General features: G+C 60.1%; 20 protein-coding genes. 8 read left to right on the top strand and 12 right to left on the bottom strand.

All coding sequences use genetic code 11. The annotated features are described in order from the left end of the window. The first annotated feature begins 67 nt into the window (after positions 1–67). On the top strand, positions 68–787 hold the full coding sequence (locus ACPF9B_RS01045) for a M48 family metalloprotease (RefSeq protein WP_424178628.1): 720 nt from the start codon (positions 68–70) through the stop codon (positions 785–787). Here ACPF9B_RS01045 and trhA read toward each other — a convergent pair. Further along, entirely contained in the window at positions 784–1,350 is a 567-nt protein-coding gene (gene trhA, locus ACPF9B_RS01050) for a PAQR family membrane homeostasis protein TrhA (protein ID WP_424178630.1), read from the bottom strand. The two genes, ACPF9B_RS01045 and trhA, sit on opposite strands and share 4 nt — an antisense overlap. Before the next feature lie 235 nt (positions 1,351–1,585). On the opposite strand from trhA, the gene ACPF9B_RS01055 reads away from it, so the two are divergent. The 3 genes from ACPF9B_RS01055 (at position 1,586) to ACPF9B_RS01065 (ending at position 2,767) form a co-directional block, all read left to right on the top strand. Next, complete coding sequence (locus ACPF9B_RS01055) at positions 1,586–2,122, top strand: hypothetical protein (protein ID WP_424178632.1); 537 nt, start codon at positions 1,586–1,588, stop codon at positions 2,120–2,122. A gap of 64 nt (positions 2,123–2,186) precedes the next feature. After that, positions 2,187–2,453 carry a DUF6455 family protein gene (locus ACPF9B_RS01060; protein WP_424178634.1) on the top strand — a complete coding sequence of 89 codons (267 nt, stop codon included), beginning with the start codon at positions 2,187–2,189 and terminating at the stop codon, positions 2,451–2,453. A gap of 89 nt (positions 2,454–2,542) precedes the next feature. Then, the gene (locus tag ACPF9B_RS01065; RefSeq protein WP_424178636.1) at positions 2,543–2,767 is read left to right on the top strand and encodes a hypothetical protein; all 225 of its coding nucleotides are present in this window, start codon (positions 2,543–2,545) and stop codon (positions 2,765–2,767) included. A 53-nt stretch (positions 2,768–2,820) separates the two neighbouring features. On the opposite strand, the gene ACPF9B_RS01070 is transcribed toward ACPF9B_RS01065, so the two are convergent. The 3 genes from ACPF9B_RS01070 to ACPF9B_RS01080 form a co-directional block, all read right to left on the bottom strand. After that, positions 2,821–3,885 (bottom strand): type I restriction enzyme HsdR N-terminal domain-containing protein, encoded by a 1,065-nt coding sequence (locus ACPF9B_RS01070; protein ID WP_424178638.1) that lies wholly within the window; start codon positions 3,883–3,885, stop codon positions 2,821–2,823. Between the two features lie 83 nt (positions 3,886–3,968). Continuing rightward, positions 3,969–5,357 carry a 30S ribosomal protein S12 methylthiotransferase RimO gene (rimO, locus tag ACPF9B_RS01075; RefSeq protein WP_424178640.1) on the bottom strand — a complete coding sequence of 463 codons (1,389 nt, stop codon included), beginning with the start codon at positions 5,355–5,357 and terminating at the stop codon, positions 3,969–3,971. Between the two features lie 63 nt (positions 5,358–5,420). Then, positions 5,421–6,029, bottom strand: coding sequence for a GcrA family cell cycle regulator (locus ACPF9B_RS01080; RefSeq protein ID WP_424178642.1), 609 nt, complete (start codon positions 6,027–6,029; stop codon positions 5,421–5,423). A gap of 324 nt (positions 6,030–6,353) precedes the next feature. Here ACPF9B_RS01080 and ACPF9B_RS01085 point away from each other — a divergent pair, with 324 nt between their 5' ends. Beyond that, entirely contained in the window at positions 6,354–7,157 is an 804-nt protein-coding gene (locus tag ACPF9B_RS01085) for an ABC transporter permease (protein WP_424178644.1), read from the top strand. Positions 7,158–7,161: 4 nt separating this feature from the next. On the opposite strand, the gene ACPF9B_RS01090 is transcribed toward ACPF9B_RS01085, so the two are convergent. Further along, positions 7,162–7,575, bottom strand: coding sequence for a hypothetical protein (locus ACPF9B_RS01090; protein ID WP_007205851.1), 414 nt, complete (start codon positions 7,573–7,575; stop codon positions 7,162–7,164). Between the two features lie 53 nt (positions 7,576–7,628). Continuing rightward, positions 7,629–8,513: a DMT family transporter gene (locus tag ACPF9B_RS01095; RefSeq protein ID WP_424180312.1), complete on the bottom strand. Its 885-nt coding sequence runs from the start codon at positions 8,511–8,513 to the stop codon at positions 7,629–7,631. Positions 8,514–8,826: 313 nt separating this feature from the next. Here ACPF9B_RS01095 and ACPF9B_RS01100 point away from each other — a divergent pair, with 313 nt between their 5' ends. Both ACPF9B_RS01100 and argF read left to right on the top strand, forming a co-directional pair. Continuing rightward, positions 8,827–10,011, top strand: coding sequence for an aspartate aminotransferase family protein (locus ACPF9B_RS01100; protein ID WP_424178646.1), 1,185 nt, complete (start codon positions 8,827–8,829; stop codon positions 10,009–10,011). 223 nt (positions 10,012–10,234) lie between these two features. Beyond that, the gene (argF, locus tag ACPF9B_RS01105) at positions 10,235–11,140 is read left to right on the top strand and encodes an ornithine carbamoyltransferase (protein ID WP_007205847.1); all 906 of its coding nucleotides are present in this window, start codon (positions 10,235–10,237) and stop codon (positions 11,138–11,140) included. 92 nt (positions 11,141–11,232) lie between these two features. On the opposite strand, the gene hrpB is transcribed toward argF, so the two are convergent. From hrpB to ACPF9B_RS01130, 5 genes are all read right to left on the bottom strand, one after another. Next, positions 11,233–13,638 (bottom strand): ATP-dependent helicase HrpB, encoded by a 2,406-nt coding sequence (gene hrpB / locus ACPF9B_RS01110; RefSeq protein WP_424178648.1) that lies wholly within the window; start codon positions 13,636–13,638, stop codon positions 11,233–11,235. A 107-nt stretch (positions 13,639–13,745) separates the two neighbouring features. After that, positions 13,746–14,033, bottom strand: a complete 288-nt coding sequence (gene rpmB, locus ACPF9B_RS01115) for a 50S ribosomal protein L28 (RefSeq protein WP_007205845.1) — start codon at positions 14,031–14,033, stop codon at positions 13,746–13,748. Positions 14,034–14,187: 154 nt separating this feature from the next. Beyond that, positions 14,188–14,925, bottom strand: coding sequence for an alpha/beta hydrolase (locus tag ACPF9B_RS01120; protein ID WP_424178650.1), 738 nt, complete (start codon positions 14,923–14,925; stop codon positions 14,188–14,190). Then, positions 14,922–15,917 carry a methylmalonyl Co-A mutase-associated GTPase MeaB gene (gene meaB, locus ACPF9B_RS01125; protein WP_424178652.1) on the bottom strand — a complete coding sequence of 332 codons (996 nt, stop codon included), beginning with the start codon at positions 15,915–15,917 and terminating at the stop codon, positions 14,922–14,924. Before meaB ends, ACPF9B_RS01120 begins: the two co-directional genes overlap by 4 nt. 45 nt (positions 15,918–15,962) lie before the next feature. Further along, positions 15,963–16,358, bottom strand: a complete 396-nt coding sequence (locus ACPF9B_RS01130; RefSeq protein WP_007205841.1) for a hypothetical protein — start codon at positions 16,356–16,358, stop codon at positions 15,963–15,965. Between the two features lie 198 nt (positions 16,359–16,556). Here ACPF9B_RS01130 and lepA point away from each other — a divergent pair, with 198 nt between their 5' ends. After that, on the top strand, positions 16,557–18,356 hold the full coding sequence (gene lepA, locus ACPF9B_RS01135) for a translation elongation factor 4 (RefSeq protein ID WP_424178655.1): 1,800 nt from the start codon (positions 16,557–16,559) through the stop codon (positions 18,354–18,356). Between the two features lie 45 nt (positions 18,357–18,401). Here the strand turns inward: lepA and ACPF9B_RS01140 are convergent, their stop codons facing one another. Beyond that, the gene (locus ACPF9B_RS01140; protein ID WP_424178657.1) at positions 18,402–18,926 is read right to left on the bottom strand and encodes a hypothetical protein; all 525 of its coding nucleotides are present in this window, start codon (positions 18,924–18,926) and stop codon (positions 18,402–18,404) included. Between the last annotated feature and the right edge of the window lie 278 nt (positions 18,927–19,204).

Genomic DNA, 19,204 nt, shown 5'->3' on the forward strand with positions numbered 1-19,204 from the left:
CGTGACTGGCAGGGCTGGGGCAACATGCTATTATCCGCGGTGATCCTGTTTCCAACCGGAGTGTTCTATGCGTCAGGTCGCTGTTCTTTTTGCCCTGATCCTGGCTGCCTGCGCGCCGATGGACACAGCGCCACGACCAACGGGCGCGACACCGGTCATCCAGCCGCCTGTGGACAGCGGTGCGCCGCTGCCTGCCAGTCAGGTCATGGTCAATTTCCGTATTGCCGTGACACGGATCGAACCCGTGGCCGAACAGATATGTCGGCAGCGCGGCAATAACAGCAATTGCGATTTCCTGATCCTTGTGGACGACCGGCCCGGCGCGCCGATGAACGCCTATCAGACGCTGGACCGCAACGGCCGTCCTGTCATCGTTTTTACCGAACGGCTGATCGCGGATGCGCGCAACGTCGATGAAATTGCCTTTGTTCTGGCGCATGAAGCCGCGCATCACATCGAAGGCCATATCGCGCGCCAACAACAAAACGCGGTTCTGGGGGCGGCGCTGATCGGCAGTCTGGCGGGGGCCTTGGGCGGCAATTCGCCCGATGCTGTCCAGACCGCCCAGCAATTGGGGGCCACGGTCGGCGCGCGCGCCTATTCGCGCAACTTTGAACTCGAGGCCGATGCCACCGGCACCCGCATCGCCCAAGCGGCGGGGTTCAACCCGTTGCGCGGATCGGAATTCTTTTTCCGCATCCCCGATCCGGGCAACCGGTTCCTTGGCACGCATCCGGCCAATGCTGACCGGCTGCGCGTGGTACGCGAGGTTGCAGCCACGCTTTAGCCCTGTGCGGCCACGCCTGAGGCGATGGCGATGAAAAAGCAGGCCGATGCAATGACCACGCACCCATGCCAGATCGCTGTCGCATAGCGCAGGCGCTGCGCGGCGTAAAATGGCACCCCCGCCGTATAGATCAACCCGCCCAAGGCGATCAGGACAATCGTTGACAATGGCACGACCGGCCAGAGCGACCATATCAGCGGAGGGCTTAGCCAGCCCATGACCAGATACAGGGCTGGCCCGGACCGCCCCGGCGTGCGCCAGAAAAACAATTTCAGCACCACGCCGATCAGCGCCAGCGTCCAGACCAAAGCCAGCACCAGATAGGCAAAACCGCTGCCGATCGTCACGACCAAGGGCGTATAGGTCCCCGCAATCTTGAGATAGATTGCGGCGTGATCGATGCGGCGCAACAGGGGCCGGATGCTGTGCCACGGCGTCAGGTGATAGACCGCCGAGGCGACAAAGGTTGTGATCAGTGTTGCGGCATAAATCGCAACGGCGGTGACTTGGGTTGCGTCGGCCGTGCCTGCCGCCCAGCCCAGCAGCAAGACTGCACCCGCCACCGCGCCGGTGACGCCTGCGGCGTGGACCGTGCCATCGGCGATGCGTTCGGACCTGTTGGGTATAGGGTAGATGGGGAAATTTCCTGCTTTTACCTAGAAATGAACAAGTCTTTGCCTGCGTCAAATGTTCCGTTGGGTCATGCGCGGCGCCTGGCTTGGGGCGCTGAGGCTGGGGGTGGCTTGATGAACTGGCTTTGCCCGCTATCTAATCTAAAACTGTCTGATCGGAGATATCATGCGCCTGTCATATCTTGCCTTCGCCTTTGCCGTCCTGCCTGCCGCAGCGTTTTGTGCGGGCAGTGATGATCCGGCGCCACCCAAGCCAACGGAAACAACGACTGTCTGTGCTGACGGGCTTGTCTGGGACCTTGCAACGAAAAGCTGCATGTCCCCCGCAGACAGCACCAATGATGACAACGCGCGGCTGAACGATGTGCGGGAACTGGCCTATGCCGGGTATTACCAAGCTGCGTTGGATGTGCTGGACACGTTGGATAACCTGGCCGCGCCTCTTGCGCTGACCTATTACGGTTTTGCCCATCGCAAGGCCGGACGAATTGATCTGGGCATGGCCTATTACGATGCAGCACTTGCGGCCGATCCCGACAACCTGCTTGCGCGGTCCTACATGGGTCAGGGTTTCGTGGCCTCTGGCGATATGGTGCAGGCGCAGGTGCAACTGACAGAAATCCGGATGCGCGGCGGACGCGACACATGGCCGGAACTGGCGCTGGCGCAGGCGATCGCAACCGGGGTTGGCACAACATACTGACTTGATCCAGCGCAAGGACCGCGTTTTCCCAACCTGTCATCCTGACCCCATAAAATGGAGGTCCATGATGCAAACATTGGGTGACATGCGCGAACATTTCCTGCGGGTGGTGAAGATGTCGGGGGCCTGCGGGGTCAACCTGTCGGCCGCGCTGGACGAAGGCCAGATCGACGCGCCGGAATACGCCGATATGGTCACGCGGTGCCGTGGCTGCGCGCAGGTCGGCAAATGCGACAAGCTGCTGGCCACGATGCCTGTCTTGCCAGAGGCGCCCGCCTATTGCGAAAACCGCGATGAATTCGCCCAATTGCGCGATGTACAAGCGGTCTGACGGGCGATTTCGGGGTGCGACGTTCTGGAACGTTTGTGATTTGCGGGTTCCGGCCTATGCTTGACCCAGTGTCAACTTAGGAGGACGACATGCGTTTGATCGTACTTGCCTTGGCCCTGCTGCCCGCTGCGGCCTTTGCCCAGGAAACGATTCTGCCTACCGCCGCCGAACCCGTGGCCCAAAGTTGCCCCGCGGGCATGACCTTTAACGCCGCCACGCAAAGCTGCGGCCTGACCCCCGCACAAACCCCGACGCCAGCGGCCAGCGACGGTTTTGGCTGCAGCTTCTCTGCCGCAAGGGAAGTGACGTCGTAAGCCAAGCCAGCCGGAAGGGAACCTAAGAGCGCATCGCGAGAGCGGTGCGTTTTTTATGAATAAGATGCCGCAGTCTGCAAAATCTGATCCGCATGATCGTAAATCTGACCTAAATGCTCCATCTCGAATTTTTGCTCGACTTTGTCGGGATCAAAAATACCCAATACGTTCTTTGATTTCGCATTGAAGTAGAAACGGACGAGTGGCTTTCTGTTGTTGTTATCCACAAAAACACTGCAGTAAGTTTTCGAGTCGCGAATTGTGATCCTGTCAATAGCTACGCTACGCGCCGCAATCGCCTTTACGATCAAGAATGCTTGAACCTCTTCTTCAGTAGTGACGATTTCGCTTTGCTCGGTTTCCGTCTCTTCCTCAGAAGCTGTGGCTTTTGTGCTGGGCTGAGCTTCTGGCCTGAAGGCAATGCCAAGCTTATCTTGGATTCGATCTTTGATAATGACATCAAGAGCCGACTGTATCGCTGGCCTTAGTTGCTCAACGATTGCTTTTGTGAGCATACCATCATGTATCTTTCGGCCAACAACCTTGATGAAGTCGTCGTCTGGTTCATCAAGCTGTGATTTCAAATACTGTGCGGCTTTGCTTTTGTACTTGAGCGCAGAAGCCGCTTCTAGGATGTTCTCGATCGAGAAAATGTCCTTTTGAAACCTTGCTAGTTCTTCAATCGCTTTGTCATCATGATTTTGGAAATCAAAGGTAAAGAATGGCTTCTTATCCATCTTGTTGGTGTCATCTATATCAGAGAAGAACCAAGCTTCTTTACCGTTTGTCAAAATCGCGACTTTTGATTCTGTGGTGTGGAAATATCTAAATAGCTGGCTGAATTGAGCAGACCCGAGTGTCATTGTGATCGGCTTCACTTCAATCAGGATTGTCGTTTTGCCATCAATTTTGAGAGCAAAATCAACTTTCTCACCTTTTTTCAGGCCTACATCGGAGATAAATTCAGGAACAACTTCGTCAAGACTGAACGGATCAAAGCCGAGGGCTTGAATGAATGGTAAAACAACTGACGTTTTCGTTGCTTCTTCTGTCAAAGCCTTGCTTGCTGCAATGACTGACCGTTTGGATAACTCATTGATTTTTTCTGCAAATTGCATGTGATGAACCTACCGTACTCGCTGCTACAGCTTAGGTCGCAAAGCAAAAAAAACGCAAGCGTAAGTTGTATATGGTGGCGTGCTTAAGCCAATCCACCCCACAAATCATACTCCCCCGCCTCATCCACTACAACCTGAACGATATCGCCTACGGACAGTGCCTCTGTCCCTTCGTCGATGAACAGGTTGCCGTCGATCTCGGGTGCGTCGGCCCATGTGCGGCAGGTCGCGATGCCGTCGGCGTCGATGTCGTCCACGATCACCTCCAGCCGCTTGCCGACCTTCGCCTCCAGCTTGGCGGCGGAAATGGCCTGCGCTTTCGCCATGAAACGGTCCCAGCGGTCCTGTTTCACCGCGGCCGGCACATGGTCGGGCAGGGCGTTGGACCGCGCGCCCGCGACGTTTTCATACTGAAAACAGCCCACGCGGTCGAGCTGGGCTGCATCCAGCCAGTCGAGCAGGTGCTGGAATTCGGCCTCTGTCTCGCCCGGATAGCCGACGATGAAGGTGCTGCGCAGCGTGATATCGGGGCAGATGGCGCGCCATGCGGCGATTTCATCCAGGGTTTTCGCCCCCGCCGCAGGCCGCGCCATGCGCCGCAGCACATCAGGGTGGGAATGCTGGAACGGAATGTCGAGGTAGGGCAGCACGCCGTTGGCCGGGTCCGCCATCAGCGGAATGAGGTCGCGCACATGCGGATAGGGATAGACATAATGCAGCCGCACCCAAGCACCGAGCTGCCCCAGTTCGCGGGTCAGGTCGGTGATATGGCTGCGCACCTGCCCGTCTTTCCACGGGTTCAGGTCGTATTTGCGGTCAAGGCCGTAAGCACTGGTGTCCTGCGAAATGACCAAGAGTTCGCGCACGCCTGCCTGCACCAGCTTTTCGGCCTCGCGCAGGACGGCATGGGCGGGGCGGCTGTTCAACAGCCCGCGCATGTCGGGGATGATGCAGAATTTGCACTTGTGATTGCAGCCCTCGGAAATCTTCAAATAGCTGTAATGGCGCGGTGTCAGGCTGACGCCGGTCGCCGGCAACAGGTCGATGAACGGGTCGGGGCTGGGTGGCACCGCCAGATGCACGGCGTCGAGCACCTGTTCATATTGATGTGGTCCGGTGACGGCCAGAATGCGCGGATGATGTTCGCGGATATAGTCAGGTTCGGCCCCCAGACAGCCGGTGACGATGACCTTGCCGTTTTCGCGCAGGGCTTCGCCGATGGCATCAAGGCTTTCGGCCTTGGCGCTGTCCAGAAAACCACAGGTGTTGACGATGACTGCCTCGGCGCCCGCATAATCGGCGCTGATTGCATAGCCTTCGGCGCGCAGCCGCGTCAGGATGCGTTCGCTGTCCACCAGCGCCTTGGGGCAGCCAAGGCTGACCATGCCAATCGTGGGCTGGCCGTCGCGGCGGGTGTCGGTCACCTGCGCGCGGGCAAGATCGGGGCGGAGTGATGGCGGATTCTGTGTCATAGCCCCCTATAGACGGTCCAAAGGGCGCTGGTAAGGTGGGTCTTGACCCACCCTACGCGGATTTTAACGCCGACGGTCGCGCCGTGCTGACATCGGCTGGAACGCCACGCCGACATGCGCCTCGCAATAGGGCTTGCCTTGCTGGACGGGCAGGCCGCAAAACCAGAAATCTTCGGTCGCAGGATCGCCCACAGGCCATTTGCAGGTTTTCTCGGTCAGTTCCATCAAGGTCAGCCGCTTGGCGGTCTTTTCGACCTCGTTCACCTTGGCCAGCGCCTCGGGGCTGATTTCATTTGCTGAAGGTTGCGGCGGCAATGGCTGGCCTGCAGGAATGATGGCGCGGCGTGCTGCGGAAATCGGGATACCGTTTTCGTCGAGTTCCAGCTCTTCTTTGATTGCAACCGCCATGCTTGGCTTGGCCTTGGGCGCGGGCTTGCTGACGGGCTTGGCGCTAGGGGCCTCTACGGCTTCAGACGGCTTTTCCTTAAGCGCAGGTTTGGCGGCAGGTACGGCGGTACCCGTGCCCGCGCGGTTGGAAAGGCCCAGCCTGTGGACCTTGCCGATCACAGCATTGCGGGTCACACCGCCTAATTCCTTGGCGATCTGGCTGGCCGACTGGCCATCGCCCCACATCTTCTTGAGCGTCTCGACGCGCTCGTCTGTCCAGGACATATGACTTCCTTCGGTTTCGCGGGCCAGACACCCTTTGGGGTCGCGCCACGCCATGTCTAGCCACTCATACTAGTCACTGCCACGGGTGATGTGAAGGCGCTCAAGCACCTTTTGCACAAGTTCCGGCGCGCTGTGGCGTCAGCCGGTGCTGCGACAGCGGCGATAGCCCACCGCATCTGTGATCTAAAAAGGCGGCGCGCCGACCAGCATGGCGAACACGCCCAAGCGAGACACCACATGATCGTCCTGTTGCGTGCCGTCGGATCGGGCTGGCCACGCGCGCAGGATAGAGTATGTCTGAGGCCAAGACAAAGGACCGGCAGAATGAAAAGTATGAACGAGATGGGTGTGCGCCGCTTTGGCCGCGTGAACTGGCTGGGGGCATGGACCCTGATGATCCGCGAAATCCGGCGCTTTGTGAATGTCTGGTTGCAGACAGTGATGGCACCGCTGATCAACGCGGGCCTGCTTTTGATGATCTTTACCATCGCCATCGGATCGCAGCGCGGTGATGTGATGGGGGTCGATTTCATGACCTTCCTGGCGCCTGGTATCCTGACGATGACAGTGATCCAGAATGCCTTTGCAAATTCGTCATCCAGTCTGGCCTCAGCCAAGGTGCAGGGCAATATCGTCGATACGTTGATGCCGCCCTTGTCCGCGGCAGAGCTGGTGGCGGGTTACATCGGCGGTGCGGTTGCGCGCGGTTTATTGGTGGGTGTCGTGATCGCGGCGGGGTCTTTCTTGTTTCTGGATGTGGGCTTGGTGCATGCCGGTTGGGCGGTGACCTTCATCCTGCTTGGCTCGATCCTGATGGGCGGCTTGGGGATCATTGCGGGCATCTATGCCAACAAGTTCGACCAATTATCCGCGATCACCAATTTTCTGGTGACCCCGCTCGCCTTTCTGTCGGGCACGTTCTATTCCATCGACGCCTTGCCGCCATTCATGCAGACATTAAGCCATGCCAACCCGTTCTTTTACATTATTGACGGGGTACGTTTCGGCATGATCGGCGTCAGCGACAGCAGCCCCTGGACCGGCCTTTGGGTCGTGACCGGCAGTTGCATTGTCGTGCTCGCGATCTGTCACCGCTGGATGCGGTCTGGTTACCGGCTCAAAGCCTGACGCGCTAATAGATATCGCGCACCGCAATGCCGCGTGCCGCCATGACCGCGACCAGCGTTTCAAGGTCAGGCATGTCACGGCTGAGGATCTTTTCTTCGGTTCCGTCCTTGCAGATGATGATGGCGGCAGTTTCAGGATCGGTCTGCGTCGCGCGCAGATAGGCGATCTTGTCCAATGCGAGAGCGCGCGGTCGATGCCAGGCGGACAACACCAGATAGACGTCATCGACACGGATTCCCGTCACCGGACGCGGCACGAGCATCAGCGCAAAAGTCAGCATGCCCAAGGCCCAGACCAACCAAATGAGATCGGGTGCATTGGCAACGGAAATCGCCGCCAGCAAAAGGACGACGCCCATGCCGCTGAGCCAGATCAAACCTTTCCCGCGGGCGCGGCGATACTCGTAAACCTCGTTCATTGAACACCGCTTACCATTGCATCATGGCTGTATTTTGTCTGGAGTCGTGCTGATTAGGGCGAATTTTTATTTTTTCTCTCGCGCACGGCCAGCAATGTTGCGCCGCTGAGGATAATCACAGCGCCCAGCACGCTGATCCGGTCGGGGACCACGCCAAAGATCACGCCGTCATAAACAGCGGCAAAGACCAGCGTCAGATAGCTGAAGGGCGTCACAAAGCTTGCATCCGCCCGCGCCATCGCATTGACAAAACAGGTCTGCGCCGAGGCCATTAGCACACCGATCCCCGCAAGAGCCGCCCATTGCCCCGCTGTCGGCATCGTCCAGACTGGCAGAACGGCCAGTGTCGCGATGCAAAGCCCGATGGCATTGTTGACCAGCAGGATCTGGAACGGCGGTTCGCGATTGGCTAGCTTTTTGATAAATATCAGCTCGATCCCCATCAGAACCGCCGCCCCCAGCGCCAGTAATCCCGCGATCTGGAACGTCTCTGGCCCCGGCCGCAACAGGACCAGCGCCCCGATCAGCGCTGTCGCCGCCGCGACCCAGCGCCATGGCCCGACCTTTTCGCCCAAAAGCGGGATCGCCAGCAACATGCCAAAGACAGGGTTCAGGAAACTGATCGCGGTCGCGTCCGACAGCGGCATGAAAGCCACGGCCGCGAACATCAACGTCACACCGCCCCAGCCAAAAGCGGTGCGCCCGATATGCAGCCGCAGGTCTGGTTGGCGGATGTGGGGCCGCAGAACCGCGGCCAGTGCGCAAAGCGTCAGAAAGGCGAACAGAAACCGCCCATGGCTGACCTGCAACGGATGGAGCGGCGCGCCTAATACGCCTGTTCCCAGCAATTTTGCCAATATCATCGTGCCCGCGATGAACGCGGTCGCGGTCAGCATCAAAGCGATGGCAAGCGGTGGGTTTGGCGCGCGCAGGGTCATGCACGGATATGTGATCCGCCGCCCTGCCAATGACAATCGACAAAGCCTTTCGCAGGGTGTGGCGATGACAATTTGCAGGTGTTGCGCTTCATTTTTCAGCAATCACCTCGGATTCTGTTTCGCCGGCTGTTTTCGGCTTCTCTTGGCCAAAATGACGCGCTAAACTATACAAATGACGCATAGCTTTCATCAAAGCCTTCGACGCCGACGCGATTTCGCGCGCGCCTGAGTTACGTCTGCCACCCAGCCCCAAATAAATTGACTCTGCTGCATTGGTCCTGCACCAATCTGGCGTATTGAAAAGGATGATCCCATGATCGCATCTGTTCTGCCGACCTATTCGCGCGCGCCGCTGACGTTTACGTCGGGGTCTGGCGCTTGGTTGACCGAGGCAGACGGGCGCCGATTTCTGGACCTCGGGGCGGGGATTGCCGTCAATGCGCTGGGCCATGCGCATCCTGCACTGGTTGCGGCGTTGACGGCGCAGGCGCAGTCCTTGTGGCATGTGTCCAATCTGTATCACATTCCCGCCCAGCAAAAACTGGCGGATCTGCTGGTGGAACATACCTTTGCCGACACGGTATTTTTCACCAATTCCGGCACCGAGGCCTGCGAGCTAGCGGTCAAGATGGCCCGCAAATACTGGTACGACAAAGGCCAGCCGGATCGGACCGAGATTATCACCTTTACCGGATCGTTCCATGGCCGGTCCAGCGCGGGCATCGCTGCTGCGGGGTCCGAAAAGATGACCAAGGGCTTTGGCCCGCTGCTGCCCGGTTTCACTCATCTGGATTTTGGCGATCATGACGCGCTGACCCTTGCTGCGGCGCGCGACAACATCGCGGCTATCATGGTCGAACCCGTGCAGGGCGAAGGTGGCATCCGCCCCTTGCCCGACGTCTGCCTGAAAGGTCTGCGCGATCTGTGCGACCGGCACGGTATCCTGATGATTCTGGACGAGGTGCAATGCGGCATGGGCCGGACCGGCAAATTATTCGCGCATGAATGGGCGGGTATCACCCCCGATATCATGATGGTCGCCAAGGGTATCGGTGGCGGGTTCCCACTTGGGGCCGTGCTGGCCAACGAAAATGCGGCTAGCGGGATGAGTGCCGGCACGCATGGGTCCACCTACGGCGGCAACCCTTTGGCCTGCGCCGTGGGCTGCGCCGTGATGGAGATTGTCGCCGATCCGGCCTTTCTGGCAGACGTGAACCGCAAGGCGGGTCTGCTGCGTCAAAAGCTGGAAGGGCTGGTCGCGGCACATCCCGATGTCTTTGTGGCGGTGCGCGGATCGGGCTTGATGCTGGGTCTGAAATGCAAGGCTACCAACACCGATATCGTCAAGGCGGGATATGACCAGGGCGTGCTGACCGTACCTGCGGCAGATAATGTCATCCGCCTGCTGCCTCCTTTGACCATCACGGATGAAGAGATCGGACAGGCCGTGGCACGGCTTGATGCGGTGGCACTGCACATGCAAAGTGAAGATGCGTGATGCGCATGCCCCAAACTGACAGTGGTGGATCAGCGGTTGTGCCATCTTTGGTCTATGCCATCGTAAACAATTGTGGCCTGCCTGCAGGGGATCTTTGTCAAGGCGTGGCAGGGAATACGACGGCGGGCGCTGCCGATAGGTGGCAAATCTGTGCGTGGCAGAGGCATCTGTGAACATCGGCTGCATGAACCCGCCCAATCAAAGCGAATAAAAAGCGAATAATATGAATCACTTTCTTGATATCCATGTCACCCCGGCAGACGATTTGTCCGCGATCATCGCCAATGCGCGCCGGATGAAGGATGCCCGCGACGGGCTGCCCAAGGGCACGCCCGATGCCGAACAACCGCTGGCCGGCCAGATGGTCGCGCTGATTTTTGAAAAGCCTTCAACGCGGACCCGCGTGTCTTTTGACGTGGGCGTGCGCCAGATGGGCGGGCAGACCATGGTGCTGTCCGGCACCGACATGCAGCTGGGCCATGGTGAAACCATCGCTGATACTGCGCGCGTGCTGTCGCGCTATGTCGATCTGATCATGATCCGCACATTCGAGGAACAGACCCTGCTGGATATGGCGGAATATGCATCCGTTCCGGTGATCAACGGGCTGACCAACCGCACGCATCCTTGCCAGATCATGGCCGATATCATGACGTTCGAGGAACATAACGGCCCGATCAAAGGCAAAAAGGTCGTCTGGTCCGGCGATGGCAACAATGTATTCGCCAGCTTTGCCCATGCGGCCAAGCAGTTTGATTTCGATCTGGTGTTCACGGGTCCGCCGCCGCTTGACCCTGATCCGGCGCTGGACGGGCTTTATACCATCATGCGCAATCCGAATGAGGCGGTGCAGGGCGCCGATCTGGTCGTGACGGATACATGGGTCAGCATGCACGACCCGCAATCCGCCCGCGAACGCCGCCACAACCAGCTGCGCGGTTATCAGGTCAACGACGCGCTGATGGCCAAGGCGAAACCGGATGCATTGTTCATGCATTGCCTGCCCGCCCACCGCGAGGATGAAGCGACCAGCAGCGTCATGGATGGTCCGCATTCGGTGATCTTTGACGAGGCGGAAAACCGGCTGCACGCGCAAAAGGCGATCATGCGCTATTGTCTGGGACGGTAGCGTCAGTCGCAGTGGCGGGAGCGCTCCGCGCGGGAGTATTTTGAACAAAGCGAGGCCAAGGGCGGTGCAGCGTATCGCGCAACCCTGGCCGGTCAGGTGCCGCGCTGTTTCGTGCGCAGGGTCGGGTCGGCCTCGGTCGGGTCTTCGGGCCAGGGGTGGCGCGGGTAGCGGCCGCGCATATCGCGCCGCACATCTGCGTATGATGTTGCCCAAAAGCCCACGATATCCTGCGTGACCTGCACGGGTTTCTGTCCGGGTGACAGCAGCGTGATCCGCAGCGGTATGCGCCCCACCATCGGGTGGCGCGTGGTGCCGAACATTTCCTGCAGGCGCAGCGTGATCGCTGGCGTTGCATCGTCATAGTCGATCGGGATCTTGCGCCCCAAGGGGGTCTCGAAACTGGCGGGGGCTGCGGTATCGAGCCGTTGCATCTGGTCCCAGTCCAGCATGGCGCGCAGCGCGGGCAGCGGGTCGAACCGTTTCCAATCCTCTGCGCTGCGCACGCCCGCGAGGTCAGGCAGCAGCCAGTCTTCGAGCGTTGCCAGCAGTGTCGCATCATCCATGGCGGGCAGGCCATCGACCAAGGCAACCCGCGCCTGAAACCGCTTTGCCGCAGCCGGGAATTGCAACCCGAGCTGGCGCACACCGTCCAGCATGGCGCGCGCCACCGCGATGGCCGGCGCATCCGACCAGACGCGGTCATCGAGCACCAGCGCGCCGAACATTTCCTGTCTGCGCGAAAGCACCTTGCCGTCACGCCGTGACCATTGGCACAGGTCGTGCCATCCGATGCGGTCGGCAAAGAGCCCGCGCAATTCCGCCTCGGTGATGGTTGTTGCCTGTCTGACGCGCGCTTCGAGTTTGTCACCGTCCAGATCGGTCGCCACGATCAACCGTTGCCCTGCCAGCGGATCGGCGCTGTCGATGATCGCGCCTTTGCCGCCCGACAAAAGATAGCGCGGCGCGTCGCCCTTGCGCCGAAGCCCGATCCGGTCAGGATAGGCAAGGGCGGCTTGTTCAGCCAGCGTCATGGGGGCGGTCTTGGGCAAGCCTCTGGCAAGGCGTGCGATTTCGGGTTTGATCTGGGTGAGGGCTGCATGGTTGACCTGCCCGGGTCCGTCATAGCGCCCCTGTAACGCGTGGATCCGCAGCGCTAGATCGACCGGGGCACCGCGCAGGGGATCGCGCGCGGCCAGCAGCGCGGCAAGGGGGGCGGCCTGTGCGCCTGCCGTCTGCAGCATATGCCCAAGCCGTGGATGCAACGGCAGCGCCGCCAGCGCGCGCCCATGTGCCGTGATCCGCAGATTGCCATCCAGCGCGCCAAGGTTTTGCAGCAGCGCGCGCGCCTCGGCCAAGGCGGCGGGGGAGGGCGGGGTCAGGAAGGCCAGGTCATCGCTGCCCCAGACGGCAAGTTCCAGCGCAAGGCCTGCCAGATCGGCGGCCTCGATTTCCGCGGGGGCGAAGGCGGGCAGGGCGCCATCCTCGCCCTTGGTCCAGAGCTTGTAGGCGTCACCGGGGGCGACACGGCCGGCGCGACCGGCACGTTGGGTGGCCTCGGCGCGGCTGACCCGTTCGGTGACCAGCCGCGACATGCCGGAGCCGGGGTCGAACCGCGCGCGCCGCGCGCGCCCTGCATCCACAACGACGCGGATGTCGGGGATCGTCAGCGATGTTTCGGCGATGGATGTGGACAGCACGATTTTGCGCCCGGTCGTGACAGGGGCAAGGGCTGCGCGCTGGTCCTTGAACGGCAGCGCGCCATAAAGCGGGCGGATCACGCAACCGTCCGGCAGGCGGCCTGAAAGGGCGGCCATGGTCGCCCTGATCTCGCCCTCGCCGGGCAAAAAGACCAGCACGCCGCCTTTGGTTTCCTGCACCGCGCGGACCACCAGATCGGCGGTGGCTTGCGGCAGGCGGATGGTTTTGGGCAACGCCGTATCCAGAAAATGCGTGGTCACCGGATAGGATTGCCCGCGCGAGGTGATGACCGGCGCATCATCGAGCATGGCCGCGACGGGGGCGGCATCCAATGTGGCTGACATCACCAGCAGGATCAGATCGGGGCGCAGTACGGCGCGCGATTCCCAGGCCAGTGCCAGCCCCAGATCGGCGTTCAGCGACCGTTCGTGGAATTCATCAAAGATCACGGCGCCAACGTCGGTCAGCGCCGGGTCGGACTGGATCATGCGGGTCAGGATGCCTTCGGTCACCACCTCGATACGGCTGCCGGGCTGGCTTTCGCCGCGCATCCGATAGCCCACCGTCTGGCCGGGCTGCTCGCCCAATGTTTCGGCCAGCCGTTCGGCGGCGGCGCGCGCGGCAAGGCGACGGGGTTCGAGCATGATGATCTTGCCGCGGGTCAGCCCGGCTTTCAGCATGGCCAGCGGCACGCGGGTCGTCTTGCCGGCACCGGGTGGGGCCTGCAAAACGGCGCGGCCATGCTGGCCAAGCGCTGCGACCAGATCAGGCAGGATGATGTCAATCGGCAGGTCGGTCATGGTGCTGGTCTGACGCGGGGGACAGGCGCGGTCAAGCTCGGCTGCACGACAAAAAAACGCGGCCGTTTGCACGACCGCGTTCAAAGTATCCGCGTTGGGCTGCTGGCTTAGGCCGCTGCAGTCGCCTTGGCGATTTCTTTTTTGATCTTCAGCGCGTCAGGCGACAATTCTGCCTCTTTCGCTTTGGCCATGAAGGCATCCAGGCCACCGCGGTGATCGACGGTGCGCAGAGCTGCGTTCGAGATTTTCAGCTTGAACGACCGACCCAAAACGTCGGACTGCAATGTCACGTCCTGCAGGTTCGGCAGGAACCGGCGACGGGTGTGGTTCTTGGCGTGGCTGACGTTGTTGCCAGACATCGGGCCTTTTCCAGTCAATTCGCAACGGCGCGACATGGGCGTTTTCCTTGTTCTGAGGGATATCGCCGGCCAGACTGGCGGGACATCCTGCATACGGGTGAGAAGCCCCGCGCAAGCAGAGCAGATTATTATCGGCGGTGACTAGGAGGATTCCGCGCGGTCGTCAACCCAGATCAGTCGATCGTCTTGGTTATTCTCTCCCGCGCTGCCGTCTGGCGCGGGTCAGTCGGTTCAGGTATTGTCTCGACCCCGCCCGCGCGGCGCGATGGGCGGTGATGATCGGTCTGGGATCGGGCGCAAATGTTGTCGCAACGGTCCGGATGATCTGCCCCTGACCGGCCTCGGCCAGGACCTTGGTCGCCGGATGTCCGCCACCCGCCAAACGGGCCAATCTTACGCAGGGAGCATAAGCTGTGATCAGCTGTGCGTGCATCAGGTCGGGTTTGCTGAACGGATCGACGAGGATGAGCCCCTTTTGATCCGGGCGCAATCTGCTGGCCAGATCGCCGATCACCGAATCAAAACCTGTGCTGTCGGTCCAGTATCGTGGATCGAAAGGCGCGATGTCGGGGGTGATTGAAAACTGGGGCGAGACAGCGACAATCGCATTTGCCGCGATACAGGACCCGAACCGGAAAGCGGCATATCCCCCCATCGAATACCCCAAAAGATTGATCCAGTCATAGTCGTTGGCAATCCGGCGCAGGCTGTCTTCGAGCGCGGCCGTCTCGGAATTGATGAACCAGTCGTTCCGCCTTGTCTTGACGCGCAGGACCGCAAAGCCCTTGCGTGCAAAGGCCGCACTTGGCTGATCCTTGCCGAAGTCGCGTTTGCCCGGGCTGCGGAAATCGAAGGTGATGATCAACTTGTCATGGCCGCGATCATAAAGGGTCGCGCGCAGATGATCCCCATCGAACAGCGGTTTCACGGCGCCAGGCCTTTCAAGGCCGCCAGCACCTGTGCGGCGGCGACTGATGGGGCGAGCTTGCCGGACAGAACCTGGGCTTTCGCCGTTGTCATGGCGTCTTGCAGGGCTGGATCAGATTCCAGCAACTGGACAAGACCTTGGCGCACATCCTCGGTGAACCAATAGCTGACCTGTGCAAGACGGACCTCGTCCCAGATGCCCGTATCACGCCGCCAATTGGCCAGATGCTGCATGTCGTCCCAAGCGGCGGCCAGCCCGTGCTGTTCGAGCGCGGAGACGGTCATCGCCTTTGGGAAATCTTCGGGGTCTTGCGGGCGTTTGCGCAGCAGGCGCAAAGCACCGGCATAATCGGCGCAGGTGCGCATTGCCTGGCTTTTCAGATCGCCATCCGCCTTGTTCACCAGAATCAGATCGGCCATTTCCATGATGCCGCGCTTGACGCCCTGCAATTCATCACCCCCCGCAGGGGCGAGCAGCAGAACGAACAGATCGGCCATCTGCGCGACCATGGTTTCGGATTGGCCCACCCCCACGGTTTCGATCAGCACGATGTCGAACCCCGCTGCCTCGCACAAAGCCACAGCCTCGCGCGTGCGGCGGGCGACGCCGCCAAGCTGCGTCTGGCTGGGGGAGGGGCGAATGAATGCCAGCGGGTCGCGCGCCAGATAATCCATGCGCGTCTTGTCGCCCAGTATCGACCCGCCCGACCGGGCCGAGGAAGGATCGACCGCCAGCACCGCGACACGTTTGCCCTGCCCGGTCAGCATCAGGCCAAAGCTTTCGATAAAGGTCGATTTGCCGACACCCGGCGTGCCGGACAGCCCGATGCGCAGCGCCTGCCGGTCGGTGCCAAGGGCTGTCAACAAGGCTATGGCGGCAACGCGGTCATCGGCGCGCCCGCTTTCGACCAGCGTGATCCCCTTGGCCAGCGCGCGCCTGTCGCCCGCACGGATACGCTGGGCCAGATCACCGGGGGCAGGGTTGCGGGTCATGCTGCCTTCATATCGGGCAGGGCGACGCTGTCCAGTGGGGAGGGGCTAGACCGCAACAGGACGGCAGACCTGTGTCGCAAGATCGGCAAAGGCGCGGTAGCGCAGCCAGAACGCTTCGTCACTACGGTTGTCGGACTGGCGAGTGTCCTGCGCGCGCTGCGGATCGGCAAAGAACGCAGCCGCGCGCGCCTGATCGCGGTCTGACAGCGACTGGTTGGCGACCTGCTGGACACAGGAACACAGCTGCGGCGATGCGGCGACACGGCCCGCGTTCATACAGGCGGCGCTGATATCGCCGGACACGCGCCCGCCGCCGCAAGCGGCCAGCGTCGCAACCGCACCCATCACCAGAAAAATCCGCATCCTGCCCTCTGTCTTTTTGGCGTCTTGCAGGATCGCCCTGCCGTGTTCGGGCGCAATATGCAGGGTCAGGCGCGGCAATGCAATTCACGAAGGCGAAGTGGTCTTTGAGGCAATGAGCGCACGACGGCGGACAAACCGATTGCGGCCTCCCGGCGTAGCGCCGTCCCGGACTTGCTCCGGGACCTCTTACCATCATTTTGCGAGGTCCCGGAGCAAGTCCGGGACGGCGGCAACATCGAGATTGACGGGAACCGGAATCCGCATCATATCCCAGCCATGACAGACCTTTCGCATATCCGCAATTTCTCGATCGTGGCGCATATCGACCACGGTAAATCCACTCTGGCCGACCGGTTGATCCAGTCGACCAATACCGTGGCCGCGCGCGATATGAAGGAACAGATGCTTGACAGCATGGATATCGAACGCGAACGCGGCATCACGATCAAGGCCAACACGGTGCGGATCGATTACACCGCCGACAATGGCCGCGCCTATGTTCTGAACCTGATCGACACCCCCGGCCACGTCGATTTTGCCTATGAAGTGTCGCGGTCGATGCGCGCCGTCGAAGGGTCACTGCTGGTCGTGGACAGCACCCAAGGGGTCGAGGCGCAGACGCTGGCCAATGTCTATCACGCGCTCGATGCGGGCCATGAAATCGTGCCAGTGCTGAACAAGATCGACCTGCCGGCATCCGAATGCGATCAGGTCGCAGCCCAGATCGAGGATGTGATCGGGCTTGATGCATCCGGTGCGATCCGCGTGTCGGCGAAAACCGGTATCGGCATTCACGAAACGCTTGAAGCCATCGTCAACCTGCTGCCCGCCCCGCAGGGCGATCGCGACGCGCCATTAAAGGCGATGCTGGTGGACAGCTGGTACGACAGTTATCTTGGCGTCATCGTGCTGGTGCGGATCATCGACGGGACGATGAAGAAAAACGACCGTGTGCGGTTCATGTCCAACGGCACCGTTCACCAGATCGACAAGATCGGGGTGTTCCGGCCCAAGATGCAGGATGTCGAAATCCTTGGCCCCGGTGAAATCGGGTTCATCACGGCGTCCATCAAACAGGTGCGCGACACCCGCGTCGGCGACACGATCACATCCGAGAAAAAGGGTACCGATCAGGCGCTGCCCGGTTTTAAACCCGCGCAACCCGTGGTGTTTTGCGGCCTTTTCCCCGTTGATTCGTCGCTATTCGAAGACCTGCGTGACGCGATCGAGAAACTGGCGCTGAATGATGCAAGCTTCAGCTTTGAGATGGAAACATCCGCCGCGCTCGGCTTCGGCTTTCGCTGCGGGTTCCTCGGCCTGCTGCATCTGGAGGTGATCCGCGACCGGATCGAACGCGAATATGACATCGACCTGATCACGACCGCCCCTTCGGTGGTCTATCACCTGCATATGCGCGACGGCGAGATGCGCGAATTGCACAACCCCGCCGACATGCCCGACCTGACGCTGATCGACCATCTGGAAGAACCGCGCATCAAGGCGACGATCCTTGTGCCGGACGATTACCTTGGTGACGTGCTGAAACTGTGTCAGGACCGCCGCGGCGTGCAGCTTGACCTGACCTATGCGGGTAGCCGCGCGATGGTGGTGTACGATCTGCCGCTGAACGAGGTGGTGTTCGACTTCTACGACCGCCTGAAATCCGTGACCAAGGGCTATGCGTCTTTTGATTATGTCCTGACGGGCTACCAAGAGGATTATCTGGTCAAGATGTCCGTGCTGGTCAACGACGAACCCGTCGATGCGCTGTCGATGATGGTGCACCGCGACCGGGCCGAGATGCGCGGCCGCGCGATGGTGGAAAAGCTCAAAGACCTGATCCCCCGCCACATGTTCAAAATCCCGATCCAGGCGGCCATCGGCGGCAAGGTCATCGCCCGCGAAACACTGTCGGCGCTGCGCAAGGACGTGACCGCGAAATGCTATGGCGGTGACGCCACGCGCAAGCGCAAGCTGCTGGACAAGCAGAAGGCCGGCAAAAAGAAGATGCGGCAGTTCGGGAAGGTGGACATCCCGCAGGAGGCGTTTATTTCGGCGCTGAAGATGGATAGTTGAGTCGGCTGGTGAGCGACAAAACCATCCATCTTCTGGTCGAGCCAGTTAGCAGGGACTACTCGTCATTTTCTGGAGAAAACTGAATCCAACAGTGTGCTCAGCTCGTGCTGAGTTCATCCCCTCAGACTTTAGTCTCATGACTGCAAAAGATATCCGAACGTTCATCACTACATTCTGATGAGAGATATACTGCAGCCAGCCTGTAACTGCGGCCGAGAGAAGGTCTTGAAGTTCTTGCCGCATCGCCGCGATGTCCGACGCTTTATCAGCAACACCCGAATCGATCGAAGCCCCATTCAAGGGCTGATCACCACGGAGCGCTACCAGTAAGGCGCTGCTGACGTGCTTCGATTTTGCTAGACGATCCATCTGTGCGATGATCTCCAACACACTATCTGGGAGCTCATCAGCAGTTTGTAGCAGACTCGCAGCAGCATCATGAAATTGCTTCGAAGATACAGCCATAATCTGGTTTGATAGTGTTCTGGCCTTCAAATACACTAGCAAGGCGACCACTACAGTAGCAGTTATCGCGATTGCAGCGGCCCAACTCATCACATCATACATCATTTTGCCCTACCTTTTGAAGCCTTCAACGCACGTTTGGTGCGCGTATCTTCTATCTTCGCCTGTAGGCTAGCGCTTTTAACAGCAAAATCCGCCTTAATTTTGGCCATCTCACGACGATGTGTCAGTATTGTCGGAAGCCTCCACAATACGGCTAAAAGTATTAAGAGAGCAACAAGTTCCCACTTTGATACTCCATAGTCTGCGAGAAACCGCCGAACTTCGGCGATCATTTCTGATGACGGCATCAACTGTAACTTACTACCATAAAATCCATTAAG

The organism is Yoonia sp. TsM2_T14_4, from assembly GCF_049602355.1.
GTDB classification, from domain to species: domain Bacteria; phylum Pseudomonadota; class Alphaproteobacteria; order Rhodobacterales; family Rhodobacteraceae; genus Yoonia; species Yoonia vestfoldensis_A.

Bases quoted from the DNA above. Each gene is read 5' to 3' on its own strand.
- ACPF9B_RS01045 (WP_424178628.1), top strand. From the start codon at position 68: ATGCGTCAGGTCGCTGTTCTTTTTGCCCTGATCCTGGCTGCCTGCGCG.
- ACPF9B_RS01055 (WP_424178632.1), top strand. From the start codon at position 1,586: ATGCGCCTGTCATATCTTGCCTTCGCCTTTGCCGTCCTGCCTGCCGCA.
- ACPF9B_RS01060 (WP_424178634.1), top strand. From the start codon at position 2,187: ATGATGCAAACATTGGGTGACATGCGCGAACATTTCCTGCGGGTGGTG.
- ACPF9B_RS01065 (WP_424178636.1), top strand. From the start codon at position 2,543: ATGCGTTTGATCGTACTTGCCTTGGCCCTGCTGCCCGCTGCGGCCTTT.
- ACPF9B_RS01070 (WP_424178638.1), bottom strand. From the start codon at position 3,885: ATGCAATTTGCAGAAAAAATCAATGAGTTATCCAAACGGTCAGTCATT.
- rimO (WP_424178640.1), bottom strand. From the start codon at position 5,357: ATGACACAGAATCCGCCATCACTCCGCCCCGATCTTGCCCGCGCGCAG.
- ACPF9B_RS01080 (WP_424178642.1), bottom strand. From the start codon at position 6,029: ATGTCCTGGACAGACGAGCGCGTCGAGACGCTCAAGAAGATGTGGGGC.
- ACPF9B_RS01085 (WP_424178644.1), top strand. From the start codon at position 6,354: ATGAAAAGTATGAACGAGATGGGTGTGCGCCGCTTTGGCCGCGTGAAC.
- ACPF9B_RS01090 (WP_007205851.1), bottom strand. From the start codon at position 7,575: ATGAACGAGGTTTACGAGTATCGCCGCGCCCGCGGGAAAGGTTTGATC.
- ACPF9B_RS01095 (WP_424180312.1), bottom strand. From the start codon at position 8,513: ATGACCCTGCGCGCGCCAAACCCACCGCTTGCCATCGCTTTGATGCTG.
- ACPF9B_RS01100 (WP_424178646.1), top strand. From the start codon at position 8,827: ATGATCGCATCTGTTCTGCCGACCTATTCGCGCGCGCCGCTGACGTTT.
- argF (WP_007205847.1), top strand. From the start codon at position 10,235: ATGAATCACTTTCTTGATATCCATGTCACCCCGGCAGACGATTTGTCC.
- hrpB (WP_424178648.1), bottom strand. From the start codon at position 13,638: ATGACCGACCTGCCGATTGACATCATCCTGCCTGATCTGGTCGCAGCG.
- rpmB (WP_007205845.1), bottom strand. From the start codon at position 14,033: ATGTCGCGCCGTTGCGAATTGACTGGAAAAGGCCCGATGTCTGGCAAC.
- meaB (WP_424178652.1), bottom strand. From the start codon at position 15,917: ATGACCCGCAACCCTGCCCCCGGTGATCTGGCCCAGCGTATCCGTGCG.
- lepA (WP_424178655.1), top strand. From the start codon at position 16,557: ATGACAGACCTTTCGCATATCCGCAATTTCTCGATCGTGGCGCATATC.
- ACPF9B_RS01140 (WP_424178657.1), bottom strand. From the start codon at position 18,926: ATGATGTATGATGTGATGAGTTGGGCCGCTGCAATCGCGATAACTGCT.